The sequence below is a fragment of the Pseudomonas sp. XP1 genome, assembly GCF_053557675.1.
On record NZ_JBNRIJ010000039.1, the window covers coordinates 10,888 to 24,927 of the forward strand.

Here is a 14,040-nt window from a genome sequence, read left to right on the forward strand (position 1 = left end):
TTCCTGACGCTGGCTGTCGTCGCCATCCTTGACCACTTCATCGAGGATGTCGCGCGCGCCCTGGTTGTCGCCCATGTCGATATAGGCGCGGGCCAGGTCAAGCTTGGTGGCCACTTCGTCGCTACCGGAGAAGAAGTCGAAGTCCAGGTCGTCCAGTGGCTCGGGCTCAGGCTGGGCAAGCGCGTCCTCACTGGTGAAGTGCGGCTCCAGCGACGGCGATTCGAGGCTCTGCGACAGCTTGTCCAGTTCGGCATTGACGTCGTCCAGCTCCGAGGCAAAGCTCTTGGCTGCTGGCGAATCGTCTTCCAGCGAGAGCGACAGGTCGAAGTCGGACGGCAGGTCGAACTCGGAAAGCGGGTCGAACGCTGGCTCGCTGTCGAAGGCAGCCAGCTCGGCAGCGACATCCACCGGGTTTGCGTCGTCTGCAGCCGGGGCGGCCGGGGCAACCGGTTCGCTGACGTCGAGGTCGAAGTCGGACAGGTCCACAGCGGGCTGTGTCTCGGCCTGGGCCAGCATGGCCTCGAATTCGGCGTCGGCGTCGGCCTGCAGCTCGGCGTCCACGGCAAACGGCTGGTCTTCCGGCTGAGCCGTATCCTGCACCGGCTCATCCAGTACCGGCTCGTCGACGACAGGTTGCTGGGCCACCGATTCGTCCAGCAACGGCGTCGCCAGCGGGTCTTGCTCGGGCAGGTCGTCACCCAGGCTCAGGTCGAAGGCACTGTCCAGGTCCTGCTCGTCCAGGCCCGGCGCATCGAGGGTAGGCACTTCATCGAAGGCATCCAGCTCAGCATCCAGATCAACTTCAGGCTCGAGCGCTGCGTCAGGTTCCGACTGGGCAACGGCCTCTGGTTCAGCCGCCACCTCTGGCTCGAACGCCGGCACTTCCTCGGCCGCCACATCGGCAACCACTGGCGTTTCAGGCTGATCTTGCAGCAGCTCCTGCACGTACTGCTCGTCCATCTCGGCAGCCAGGGCCGCAGCGCCCAGGCCGGCAGCGGCCAGGCCGAGCATGGCTGGGTAACGCTCTTTCAGCCCGGCAACCGCTGCACTGTTCGGCTCGCTGGCCGGCAGCTTGCGCTCCTGCTCGACGAACGCGCTCTGATCCCCCTGGCGTGCATACACATCCATCAGTTTCAGGCGCAGGTCGTCACGCTGAGGCGCGGCGGCCACGGCAGGCTCCAGCAGGTCGGCGGCGCGGTTCAGGCGACCTTCGGCCACGCATTGCTCGACCTCCGCCAGCAACGCGGCATGGGGGTCGGCTTGCGGTTCAGGTTGCGCTTCGACGGCGGGTACCGATGTTTTTTCCGCGGCGGTGGCGGCTGCAGCCGAAGCAGCGACCACGGCCGGCGACAGGGTCACGCTCGGGGCCGAGACCTCGACGCCATCGAAGCTTGCGCTATCGCTGTCGAAGCCTGCGACCTGCTCTTCTTCCAGCGCCCGCGCCATGCGCAGGTGCTTTTCAGCCTCCTGCTGGGCCTTGCGCTTGCGCGCCAGCAGCAACAGTAGAAGCAGCAGTACGAGGAAGGCACTACCGGCAATCAGCCCGAGCAGCAGCGGGTTGCCCATGATTTCGTCGACCACGCTGCCAGGCTGGCCGGCAGGTGCGGCCTCGGCGGCGGGCACCGGCTTGGGTGCGGTATCGACGGCGGCAGGCGCAGGCTTGACGACCGGTTGGGCCGGCGCCGTCGCACCCTGAGCCTCAAGGCGGGCCAGCTGGTTGTTCTTCAGCTCGATCAGACGCTGCAGCTTGTCCAGCTGGCTCTGCAGGTCGGCCATGCGGCTCTTGAGTTCTTCGTTGTCGCGACGGCTGGTGTCCAGGCTTTCCTGGGCCACCGCCAGCTTGTCGTTGAGAGCCTTGGCCTGGTCGGCACCGGCCTGGTTGCCCGGGCTGACCAGGCGCAGGTTGTCGCCCTGGGCGATACGTGCCGGCGCTGCCTCGGCGGCGCCGCGACGGGTCGCGTCCAGCTGGCGGGCGCGCGGGCCCAGGCGGCGGCCTTCACGCCAGGCGGCATACTGCTCGGCCACCTCAGCGATCGCCTCGCCCTGTGCGATATTCTGGATCTGCTGCTGGTCGGGCAGGCGCAGCACCTGGCCGACCTTCAGCTGGTTGATGTTGTTGCCGATGAAAGCGTCCGGGTTAAGCGCCTGGATCGCGATCATGGTCTGCTGGATCGAGCCACCCTGGGTGTTGCGCGCGGCAATCTGCCACAAGGTGTCGCGGCGTTGGGTGGTGTAGCTGCCGGCAGCGGTCACCGCTGGCGCGACATTGCCCGCCGCAGGCTTGTCGCCCTGGGCCTTGGCCTGGTCGAGCAGCACACTGTAGTCACGCAGCAGGCGGCCTTGCGGCCACATCACCTGGACCAGGAACTTCACCACCGGTTCAGGCAGCGGCTGGCTGGAGGTAACCCGCAGCACGCTCTTGCCGTTGGGGTTGATCACCGGCGTGAAGGTGAGGTCTTCGAGGTACGTCGGCAGCGCCACCCCTGCCTTGCTGAACTCTTCCGGCGGCGCCAGGCTCGGTGCCACTTCGGCGGCGGTGAGGTCGCGCACGTCGAGCAGCTCGATCTCGGCGTCCAGGGGCTGGTTCTGTGCCGACTTGAGGGTCAGCTCCCCCAGGCCCAAGGCATTCGCCATGCCCGACGACAGCGCCGATGCTGCAGCCATGGCCAGAACCAGTTTGCGAATTCGAAGCATGACCTCTTCCCTTGTATAAAGCGTCCTGAAACCTGCATGCAGAGCAGGACAATAGTGCTCGCCAGTATCTTTTACGGCATGTGTTTAATCAACAATTGCGCCACTTGCACGGCATTGAGCGCGGCGCCTTTGCGCACATTGTCGGTGGTCAGCCAGAGGTTGAGCTGCTGGTCTTCATCAACACCGTGCCGTACACGACCAACATAGACCACGTCCTGGCCCACTGCGTCGCCTACCGGGGTTGGATAATCATCGCGCTCCACCAGTTCGACGCTGTCGGCTGCCTCGAGGGCCTGGTTGACCGCGCCCAGGTCTACCGGGCGACGGCTCTGTACCGCCACACTGAAGCTATCGCCGAAAAATACCGGGACTTGAACGCAGCTCACGGAAATCTTCAGCTCCGGCAGGCCCAGCAACACGCGCAGCTCGCTGACCAGGCGGCGCTCCAGGGCCGTGTGGCCTTGCTCATCGGCGGCTCCGACCTGGGCCAGCATGTTGAACGCCACCTGGCGATCGAAGAAGCGTGGCTCCAAGGGGCGGGCATTGAGCAGCTCGGCGGTTTGCCGGGCGAGTTCGTTGACCGCTTCACGGCCTTGTGCGGACACCGCCAGCGCGGCCATTACCTGCACCCGCTCGATATCCAGCAGGCCCTTGAGCGGTGCCAGTGCAACGGCCAGGGCTACCGCGGCCGAGCACGGGCTGACGATGCGGGCGGGCAATGCCAGGCCGGCCAGGCGTTCGGCGTTGGCTTCCGGCACCAGGGCCAGGGCGTCGTCCAGACCAGCGGAAAGGTCGATGACCGTGCAGCCTGCCTGCAGCGCCTTGCTGGCAAAGCTGCGGCTGACGGCGGCGCCTGCGGCGAAGAAGGCCAGCCTGACCTGGGCGAAGTCGAAGCTGTCCACTTCACGTACCTTCAGCTTCTTGCCGGCGAACATCACGCTGCTACCCGCCGATTCCATGCTGGCCAGCAGATGCAGGGTGGCGACCGGGAAATCCAGCTCTTCGAGGATCTGCACCAGGGCTTCACCGACGCTGCCGGTGGCGCCGACGACGGCGATGTCCAAAGGGTGTGTCATGGAAGGGATCCTTTTGCTGAAAACGGCGGGGGGCGGCACTTTACTCGGATTGTAGAGTTTTGTCTGTGCTGGCCCAAACCTAGAGCTGCGCTGCTCTTGCTCTTGCTCTTGCATCGAGTAGGCATTCATTCGCGATGGTGGCGCCAAGTCACCTTTCCGCCCTTACGGCGGGTCCCTTTTTGTCGTGGCAAAAAGGAACCAAAAACCGTCGGCTCCCATCATCCGGCCCCTACGCTTCGCTCCGGGGTCCCCTCGCTACGGGCCTGCTCCCGGGAGTACGCGCTGCAGGCCCCATCCATGGGGCCTCAGCGCTTGACGGGCATCCATGCCCGTCACCTCCCTCCGCAGTCCCTTCGCTCGGCCTCCTGAAGTCGCAATCGGCGGCGCCTGAACTATCGCGCGCCTAGAAGCAAAATCAAAAGCAAAAGCAGAGAAAAGCCGGGCCGGCCAGGATGGATCGGAAATAAAAAAAACCCGCGCTGTCACCAGCGCGGGTTTTCGGTCAGACCGGAACGATCAACGCTCCAGCAGAATCCGCAGCATGCGACGCAGCGGCTCGGCCGCGCCCCACAGCAGCTGGTCACCTACGGTGAACGCGCCCAGGTACTGGGAGCCCATGTTCAGTTTGCGCAGGCGGCCAACCGGGATGTTCAGGGTGCCGGTAACCTTGGTCGGGCTCAGCTCCTGCATGCTGATTTCACGCTGGTTAGGCACCAGTTTCACCCAAGGGTTGTGCTGGCTGATCATGCCTTCGATGTCGGCCAGCGGCACGTCCTTGTTCAGCTTGATGGTCAGCGCCTGGCTGTGGCAACGCATGGCGCCAATGCGCACGCAGATGCCGTCGACCGGGATCGGGCTCTTGAAGCGGCCGAGAATCTTGTTGGTCTCAGCCTGGGCCTTCCACTCTTCACGGCTCTGGCCGTTCGGCAGCTCCTTGTCGATCCATGGGATCAGGCTGCCAGCCAGCGGCACGCCAAAGTTCTCGGTCGGGAACGCTTCGCTGCGCATGGTCTCGGCAACCTTGCGGTCGATGTCGAGGATGGCGCTGGCCGGGTTGGCCAGGTCATCGGCAACGGCAGCATGGGTAGCACCCATCTGCTTGATCAGCTCGCGCATGTTCTGCGCGCCGGCACCCGAGGCCGCCTGGTAGGTCATGGCGCTCATCCACTCGACCAGGCCGGCTTCGAACAGACCACCCAGGCCCATCAGCATCAGGCTGACGGTGCAGTTGCCGCCGATGTAGTTCTTGGTACCCGCGTCCAGCTGCTGGTCGATGACCTTGCGGTTGACCGGGTCGAGGATGATCACCGCGTCATCCTGCATGCGCAGGGACGAGGCGGCGTCGATCCAGTAACCCTGCCAGCCGGCTTCACGCAGCTTGGGGAAGACCTCGTTGGTGTAGTCGCCGCCCTGGCAGGTCAGGATCACGTCGAGGGTCTTGAGTTCTTCAATCGAATAAGCGTCCTTGAGCGGAGCTGTATCCTTGCCCACGTTCGGGCCCTGGCCGCCAACATTGGAGGTGGTGAAGAACACCGGCTCGATGAGGTCGAAATCCTGCTCCTCCAGCATCCGCTGCATGAGCACGGAACCGACCATACCGCGCCAACCGATCAGACCTACACGTTTCATCGCAACTACACCTTTGCTAAAAGTGGGCCGCCACCGGGAATTTTGGGTGGCGGGCCAGAGAGATTACAGATTCCGCAGCGCTGCGACTACTGCGTCGCCCATTTCCTGCGTACCAACTTTGCGGCAGCCTTCCGAGAAGATGTCGCCGGTGCGCAGCCCCTGATCCAGGACCAGGCTCACGGCCTTCTCGATCGCCTCGGCGGCAGCCGACTGATTGAAGCTGTAACGCAGCATCATCGACACCGACAGGATGGTCGCCAGCGGGTTGGCGATGCCAAGGCCTGCGATGTCCGGCGCCGAGCCGTGGCACGGCTCGTACATGCCTTTGTTGTCGGCATCCAGCGACGCCGAAGGCAGCATGCCGATGGAACCGGTCAGCATGGAAGCTTCATCCGACAGAATGTCACCGAACATGTTGTCGGTCACCATCACATCGAACTGCTTGGGCGCGCGCACCAGCTGCATGGCGGCGTTGTCGACGTACATGTGGCTCAGTTCCACATCCGGGTAGTCCTTGGCCACGTCCTCGACCACTTCACGCCACAGCTGGCTGGACGCCAGGACGTTGGCCTTGTCCACCGAGCACAGCTTCTTGCCACGCACGCGGGCCATGTCGAAGCCGACACGGGCAATGCGGCGCACTTCGCTCTCGCTGTACGGCAGGGTGTCGTAGGCCTGGCGCTCGCCGCCTTCCAGCTCACGCTGACCACGCGGGGCACCGAAGTAGATACCGCCGGTCAGCTCACGGACGATGAGGATGTCCAGGCCGGAAACGATCTCTGGCTTGAGCGACGAGGCATCGGCCAGTTGCGGGTAGAGGATGGCCGGGCGCAGGTTGGCGAACAGGCCCAGTTGCGAACGGATTTTCAGCAGGCCGCGCTCGGGGCGAATGTCACGCTCGATCTTGTCCCACTTCGGCCCGCCCACGGCGCCCAGCAGCACGGCATCGGCCTTGCGCGCACGCTCCAGGGTCTCGTCGGCCAGCGGCACGCCGTGCTTGTCGATGGCAGCGCCACCGATCACGTCGTGCTCCAGGCTGAAACCGAGCTGGAACTTGTCGTTGGCCAGCTCCAGCACCTTGACCGCCTCGGCCATGATTTCCGGGCCGATACCGTCACCTGGGAGAATCAGAATCTGCTTGCTCATGCTTTCCTCTATCCATTCACGCGGTGCGGCCAAGCGGGCCCCACCGAAAAGTTCTTAACGCTCGGCCCACAACACCAGCACATCGGTGCTGAACGAACCGTCGGTCTCGATCTGGTAATACTGCCGTACTTCCTCGCCCATGGCTTGCTGCAATTGGCGAATTGCCACGCGCATTGGCTCGGGGGTGCGCATGCGCTCGACCCAGCTGGAAAACTCCAGGCGCAGCGGCTGGCGGGTGTGGCTGCGCACATGCAAACCAGCCTCGCTGACCTGGCGTTGCCATTCGGCGGCGGAATAATCGCGCACGTGGCTGGTGTCGCGCAGTACTTCGACCGTTTGCAGGTAGGTGTCGAGCAGCGGGCTGCCCGGCGACATCACGTCGATGAACGCTGCCACGCCACCCGGCTTGAGCACCCGGCGCACTTCGCGCAGGGCCAGGCCCAGGTCGCTCCAGTGGTGGGCCGAGTAGCGGCTGAAGACGAAGTCGAACGAGGCGTCGGCGAACGGCAGGCGTTCGGCGGCACCGCGTTCGGCGGTGATATTGGCCAGGCCGCGCTCGGCAGCGGCACTGGCGACCACGTCGAGCATGGCCTGCGAGAGGTCGTAGGCGACCACTTCGGCAACCAGCGGGGCGACGTGAAAGCTGACATGACCGGCGCCGCAGCCCAGGTCCAGCACGCGGGCATGGCCCTGCCCCGCCAGCGCAGCCTGCAGCAGGGCGAATTCACTGCCCTGGGCGTGCACGGCGCTGCTGAGGTAGGCGCTGGCCTGTTCGCCGAACTGGCGCTGGACCACATCGGTGTGCTGGGTGCTGGTCATGTCTCGATCCTTCTGGTTTTGGGTTGTCTTTACTGGCTCTATCGCCGGCAAGCCAGCTCCCACAGAGAACCTACAGTTTTCAGACCTGTGGAGTTCCTGTGGGAACTGGCTTGCCGGCGATGAGGCCAGCAAACCCACTAAATCATTCAGGCATCACGGAACAGCCAAGGCTGCGCGGCGCGGTGCTTGCCTTCGAAGGCCTTGATCGCATCGCTGTCCTGCAGGGTCAGGCCGATATCGTCCAGGCCGTTGAGCAGGCAGTGCTTGCGGAACGCATCGATCTCGAAGTGCAGCACCTTGCCATCCGGACGGGTCACCGCCTGCGCCTGCAGGTCGATGGTCAGCTGATAGCCCGGGATGGCTTCGACCTGCTTGAACAGCTCGTCGACTTCCTCATCGCTGAGGATGATCGGCAGCAAACCGTTCTTGAAGCTGTTGTTGAAGAAGATGTCGGCAAAGCTCGGTGCGATCACGCTGCGGAAGCCGTACTCGTCCAGCGCCCATGGGGCGTGCTCACGGCTGGAGCCGCAACCGAAGTTTTCACGCGCCAGCAACACGCTGGCACCCTGGTAGCGTTCGTGGTTGAGCACGAACTCCTTGTTCAGCGGGCGCTTGCTGTTGTCCTGGTAAGGCTGGCCCACATCCAGGTAACGCCACTCGTCGAACAGGTTGGGGCCGAAGCCGGTGCGCTTGATCGACTTCAAGAACTGCTTGGGGATGATCTGGTCGGTGTCGACGTTGGCACGGTCCAACGGCGCAACGAGGCCAGTGTGCTGGGTAAAGGCTTTCATGCTGCGCTCCCTTGGATCAACTCGCGGACATCGATGAAGTGGCCGGTCACCGCGGCGGCGGCGGCCATGGCCGGGCTGACCAGGTGGGTACGGCCACCGGCACCCTGACGGCCTTCGAAGTTGCGGTTGGAGGTGGACGCGCAGTGCTCGCCGCTCTCCAGGCGGTCCGGGTTCATCGCCAGGCACATCGAGCAGCCTGGTTCACGCCATTCGAAACCGGCTTCGAGGAAGATCTTGTCCAGGCCTTCACGCTCGGCCTGGGCCTTGACCAGGCCCGAGCCCGGTACCACCAGCGCCTGTTTGACGTTGGCAGCGACCTTGCGGCCCTTGGCGATTTCGGCGGCGGCGCGCAGGTCTTCGATGCGCGAGTTGGTGCACGAACCGATGAATACGCGGTCGAGCTTGATATCGGTGATCGCCTGGTTGGCGGCGAGGCCCATGTACTTGAGGGCACGCTCGATCGAACCACGCTTGATCAGGTCAGGCTCGGCAGCCGGGTCCGGCACGCGCTGGTCGACGGCGAGGACCATCTCCGGCGAAGTGCCCCAGCTGACCTGCGGCTTGATTTGCGCAGCGTCGAGCTCGACCACGGTGTCGAACACCGCGTCAGCATCGGAAACAAGGCCTTTCCAGGCTTCGACCGCCTGCTTCCACTGATCGCCCTTCGGCGCGTACGGGCGGCCTTCGACATAGGCAACGGTGGTGTCGTCCACCGCCACCAGGCCTACGCGGGCACCGGCTTCGATGGACATGTTGCAGATGGTCATGCGGCCTTCCATCGACAATTCGCGGATGGCGCTGCCAGCAAATTCCATGGCGTGGCCGTTACCACCGGCGGTACCGATCTTGCCGATCACGGCCAGGACGATGTCCTTGGCGGTAACGCCGGCAGGCAGCTGGCCTTCCACGCGCACCAGCATGTTCTTCATCTTTTTGGCGACCAGGCACTGGGTAGCGAGCACGTGCTCTACTTCGGAGGTGCCGATGCCGTGGGCCAAGGCACCGAAGGCGCCGTGGGTGGAGGTGTGCGAGTCACCGCAGACCACGGTCATGCCAGGCAAGGTGGCACCCTGCTCCGGGCTGATGACATGGACGATGCCTTGACGCTCGTCATTCATCTTGAATTCGACGATGCCGTATTCGTCACAGTTCTCGTCGAGGGTCTGCACCTGCAGGCGCGACACCTGGTCGACGATGGCCTCGATACCGCCCTTGCGCTCTGGCGTGGTCGGCACGTTGTGGTCCGGTGTGGCGATGTTGGCATCGATTCGCCAGGGTTTGCGGTTGGCCAGGCGCAGGCCTTCGAAGGCCTGGGGCGACGTCACTTCGTGGATGATGTGACGGTCGATGTAGATCAAGGACGAGCCGTCATCACGGCGCTTGACCTCATGGGCTTCCCAGAGTTTGTCGTAGAGCGTTTTGCCAGCCATCAGACTGTTCCTCATCAGCGTCTTTCTATGCCAAAGACCCCTTGGCTTGTGCGGTCGATGCTAGGGGGTTAAATTGAATAACTCAAATTCATAATTTTTATGCTTTGGATAACCAACAGGAATACAGCTCCATGGATCTGGCGAACCTTAGTGCCTTCATCGCGATTGCCGAAACCGGTAGCTTTTCCGGGGCCGCCGACCGCCTGTTCCTGACCCAACCGGCGGTCAGCAAGCGCATCGCCGGGCTGGAACAGCAACTGGATGTGCGCCTGTTCGACCGGCTGGGCCGCGAGGTGACGCTGACCGAGGCTGGCCGCGCCTTGCTGCCGCGCGCCTACCAGATCCTCAACGTTCTCGATGATACCCGGCGCGCACTGACCAATTTGTCCGGGGAGGTGAGTGGTCGCCTGACCCTGGCCACCAGCCACCATATAGGCTTGCACCGCCTTCCCCCGCTGCTGCGGGCCTTCACTCGGGAATACCCGGCAGTAGCGCTGGATATTCAGTTCATGGATTCGGAAGCGGCCTACGACGAAATCCTCCATGGCCGCGCCGAGATTGCCGTGATCACCTTGGCGCCCGAGCCGCACCATCTGGTCAGGGCCGTGCCGGTGTGGGAGGACGCCCTGGACTTCGTCGCCGCCCCCGAGCACCCGCTGGCCAACAACCATGCGGTCAGCCTGGCCGACGTAGCCCGCCATCCGGCCGTGTTCCCCGGCGGCAACACCTTTACCCACCATATTGTCCAGCGCCTGTTCGAAAGCCAGGGCCTGACACCGAACATCGCCATGAGCACCAACTATCTGGAAACCATCAAGATGATGGTGTCGATCGGCCTGGCCTGGAGCGTGCTGCCGCGCACCATGCTCGACGAACAGGTTGCACCCATCGCCTTGCCGGGCATACAGCTGTCACGCCAGCTAGGCTACATTTTGCACACGGAGCGTACGCTATCGAACGCGGCCAGGGCATTCATGGCCCTGCTCGACAGCCACGCAGGGCCCGCCTGACCGGTCGTCAGCCCGGTATTGCCACCTCCAAGGACGCGTCACACGCCAAAGGTCTGGTACCGATGCCCAAATCAGCGAATCGCTTTTTGCGCCTGCCGCGCATACCTGCGGCCGACCCTCAGGAGTCCGAGCAGGCCTGGCAGAACGCCCCGCAATTGCTGGCCGCGCTCAACGGTGCGCGGCTGGGGGCCTGGCTATGGGATATCGAAAGCGGCCGGGTCAGCTGGTCACGGGGCACCCAGGCCCTGTTCGGCTTCGACCCGCAGCGCCCGCTCCCCGCCGATGTCGACTACCTCGACCTGCTGCCCGAGGAAGACCGCGCGCGCACACGCCAGGTATTCCAGGCGGTGTTCAACGGCGAACCGGTGGAACAGGCCATGCGCCACCGTATCCGCTGGCCGGACGGCAGCCTGCACTGGCTGGAGATCAACGGCAGCCTGACCCACGACCCGCACGGCCGGCCACAGATGATTGGGGTGATCCGCGAAATCACCCGCCAGCGCGAGCGGGAAACAGCGCTGATCAATTCGGAGAAACGCTTCGCCACCCTGTTCCACCTCAGCCCCAATGCCATTTTGCTCACCCGCCGCCACGACGGCATGATCTTCGAGGTCAACCAGCACTTCGAAGACATGTTCGGCTGGCCCGGCAGCCAGGTGATCGGCAAGACCAGCCTGGAACTGGGCCTGTGGGTCAACCCCGAACAGCGCCATATGGTGCTGGAATCGACCCGGGCCAACAGCGGCCCGTTGATCCTCGAAGTACAATTTCGCGCCATCAGCGGCAAGGTGCATGACGGCATTCTCTGCACCCAGGGCATCGAACTGGAAGGCGTGACCTTCCTGATCAGCACTTTCGTCGACACCACCGAACGCAAGCGCGCCGAGCAGGCCCTGAAGGACAGCCAGGAGCGCCTGGACCTGGCCCTGGACTCGGCACAGCTGGGCACCTGGGACTGGCATATCCCCAGCGGCATGCTCTACGGCTCGGCCCGCGCCGCGCAACTGCACGGCCTGCCGCCCATCCCCTTTCACGAATCGTTCGACGCGTTTTTCGAAGGAGTACCGGAGCAGGAGCGCAATTCGATGCGCCAGGCCTACCGCAGCCTGCGCGAAGGGCCTGCCGGCAATTACCAGATCACCTACCGGGTGCAACTGGAGAACGGCATCTCGCGCTACATCGAAAGCCGCGCCCGACTGTACCGCGACGAACAGGGCAACCCGCTGCGCATGGCCGGTACCTTGCTCGACATCACCGACCAGGTGGAACGCGAACAGCGCCTGAGTGCCTCGGAAGAGAAGTTCGCCAGCCTGTTCCAGGTCAGCCCCGACCCGATCTGCGTCACCCGCCAGGACACTGGCCAGTTCATCGAGATCAACCCGGCGTTCACCCAGACCTTCGGCTGGAACACCGACCAGGTGATCGGCCGCACCGCCGAGGAAATCGGCCTGTGGGCGGAGTCGATAGAACGCGCGCAACGCATCGAGCGAGTGATCCGCGAACAGGCCCTGAGCAACGTCGCCGTGGTGGTCAACCACCGCAATGGCGCACCGCTGACCTGCGTTATTTCCAGCCGCCTCATCACCGTCGACGACCAGCCCTGCAGCGTCACCACCCTGCGCGACATCACCCAGCAGCAGCGCGCCGAGGCGGCACTCAAATCCAGCGAGGAAAAGTTTGCCAAGGCCTTCCACTCCAGCCCCGACGCCATCACCATCACCGAACGCCACAGCGGTCGCTACCTGGAAATCAACGACGGCTTCTGCCGCCTGACCGGCTACAGCGCTGCCGAAGTGGTCGGCCACACGGTGTATGAGATCGGCATCTGGGCCGACGACAAGCAGCGCAGCGCCCTGCTGGCCGAGTTGCGCGAGCGTGGCCGGGTGCACCACCGTGAGATGCTCGGGCGCAACAAGCGTGGCGATATTCTTACCGTGGAGGTGTCGGTGGAGCCGATCACCCTCAACGAGGTGGACTGCCTGCTGCTGACCGCCCGCGATGTCAGCCAGCTGAAGAACGCCCAGGCACAGATTCGCCACCTGGCCTACCACGACCCGCTGACCAACCTGCCCAACCGCGCCCTGCTGATGGACCGCCTGAGCCAGCAGATCGCCCTGCTCAGGCGCCACAACCTGCGCGGCGCCCTGCTGTTCCTTGACCTCGACCACTTCAAGCACATCAACGACTCGCTGGGCCATCCGGTGGGCGACACTGTGCTGAAGATCATCACCGCGCGGCTGGAAGCCAGTGTGCGCCTGGAAGACACCGTGGCGCGCCTGGGTGGCGACGAGTTCGTGGTATTGCTCAGCGGCCTGGAAGGCAGCCGAGAGCTGGTCGAAGAGAAAGTCCGCGGGCTGGCCGACACCCTGCGCGAACTGCTGGCCGAGCCGATGTCGCTGGACGGCCAGCGCCTGCAGGTGACACCCAGCATCGGCGTGGCGCTGATCCCCGACCACGGCGCCACCCCGGCCGACCTGCTCAAGCGTGCCGATATCGCCCTGTACCGGGCCAAGGACTCCGGGCGCAACACCACCCAGCTGTTCCATACCACCATGCAGAAGGCTGCCAGCGAGCGCCTGCGCATGGAAAACGACCTGCGCCTGGCCCTGGCCCGCGGCGAGCTGGCGCTGCACTTCCAGCCACAGGTGGATGCCCGCGACAACCGCATCGTCGGCGCCGAGGTCCTGCTGCGCTGGCATCACCCGCAACTGGGTCAGCAGCCACCCGCGCAATTCATTCAGGTACTGGAAGAAAGCGGCCTGATCCTTGAAGTTGGCAGCTGGATCCTCGACGAAGCTTGCGATGCCTGCGCGCGCATGCTCGGCGACGGGCTGATCGACGCCGATGATTTCAGCCTGTGCGTGAACATCAGCCCACGGCAGTTCCGCCAGAACGATTTTGTCGGGCGGGTGCTGCGCAGCCTGGACGATTACCGCCTGCCACGGCAGATGCTGACACTGGAGATTACCGAAGGCATCGTCATCCAGAACCTGGAAGATACCATCAGCAAGATGCGCGAACTGAAGCGCTACGGGGTGAGCTTTGCCATGGATGACTTCGGCACCGGGTATTCCTCGCTGACCTACCTGAAGCGTCTGCCGGTGGATGCGCTGAAGATCGACCAGACCTTCGTGCGCGATGCGCCGATTGACCCCAACGACGCCGAAATCGTCCGCGCCATTGTCGCCATGGCCCGCAGTCTGGACCTGGCGGTGATTGCCGAAGGGGTGGAGCTGACCGAACAGCTGGAGTTTCTGGAGCGGCTGGGGTGCCACCTTTACCAGGGATACCTGCACAGCCGGCCGCTGCCGTTGCCAGAGTTTCGCCAGATGTTGCTGGAGGCGCCGGCGGATTACTGAAACCGATGCAACCGCTCCCACAAGGAAGCCGAACCGGCGACAACAACAAAAAAGGGCACCCCTGGGGGTGCCCTTTTCCACATCTA

General features: G+C 64.2%; 9 protein-coding genes. 2 read left to right on the forward strand and 7 right to left on the reverse strand.

What is annotated here, in order from left to right:
* From ACK1U9_RS22830 to leuC, 7 genes are all read right to left on the reverse strand, one after another.
* A partial coding sequence (locus ACK1U9_RS22830) for a FimV/HubP family polar landmark protein (RefSeq protein ID WP_449110204.1) occupies positions 1-2,694 on the reverse strand: 2,694 nt, incomplete at its 3' end.
* Between the two features lie 71 nt (positions 2,695-2,765).
* The gene (locus ACK1U9_RS22835) at positions 2,766-3,770 is read right to left on the reverse strand and encodes an aspartate-semialdehyde dehydrogenase (protein WP_046617036.1); all 1,005 of its coding nucleotides are present in this window, start codon (positions 3,768-3,770) and stop codon (positions 2,766-2,768) included.
* Positions 3,771-4,286: 516 nt separating this feature from the next.
* Positions 4,287-5,399, reverse strand: a complete 1,113-nt coding sequence (gene asd, locus ACK1U9_RS22840; protein WP_003260268.1) for an aspartate-semialdehyde dehydrogenase — start codon at positions 5,397-5,399, stop codon at positions 4,287-4,289.
* Positions 5,400-5,462: 63 nt separating this feature from the next.
* Positions 5,463-6,545, reverse strand: coding sequence for a 3-isopropylmalate dehydrogenase (gene leuB / locus ACK1U9_RS22845; protein ID WP_013971603.1), 1,083 nt, complete (start codon positions 6,543-6,545; stop codon positions 5,463-5,465).
* Positions 6,546-6,599: 54 nt separating this feature from the next.
* On the reverse strand, positions 6,600-7,364 hold the full coding sequence (locus ACK1U9_RS22850) for a class I SAM-dependent methyltransferase (protein ID WP_153671772.1): 765 nt from the start codon (positions 7,362-7,364) through the stop codon (positions 6,600-6,602).
* A gap of 146 nt (positions 7,365-7,510) precedes the next feature.
* Complete coding sequence (gene leuD, locus ACK1U9_RS22855; protein ID WP_046617038.1) at positions 7,511-8,155, reverse strand: 3-isopropylmalate dehydratase small subunit; 645 nt, start codon at positions 8,153-8,155, stop codon at positions 7,511-7,513.
* The gene (gene leuC, locus ACK1U9_RS22860) at positions 8,152-9,585 is read right to left on the reverse strand and encodes a 3-isopropylmalate dehydratase large subunit (protein ID WP_153671771.1); all 1,434 of its coding nucleotides are present in this window, start codon (positions 9,583-9,585) and stop codon (positions 8,152-8,154) included. The genes leuD and leuC overlap by 4 nt, the downstream gene beginning before the upstream one ends.
* Before the next feature lie 131 nt (positions 9,586-9,716).
* Here leuC and ACK1U9_RS22865 point away from each other — a divergent pair, with 131 nt between their 5' ends.
* Together ACK1U9_RS22865 and ACK1U9_RS22870 are read left to right on the forward strand one after the other, a co-directional pair.
* Positions 9,717-10,595 carry a LysR family transcriptional regulator gene (locus tag ACK1U9_RS22865; RefSeq protein ID WP_153671770.1) on the forward strand — a complete coding sequence of 293 codons (879 nt, stop codon included), beginning with the start codon at positions 9,717-9,719 and terminating at the stop codon, positions 10,593-10,595.
* 62 nt (positions 10,596-10,657) lie between these two features.
* Entirely contained in the window at positions 10,658-13,954 is a 3,297-nt protein-coding gene (locus ACK1U9_RS22870) for a PAS domain S-box protein (protein ID WP_085601474.1), read from the forward strand.
* Positions 13,955-14,040: the final 86 nt, after the last annotated feature.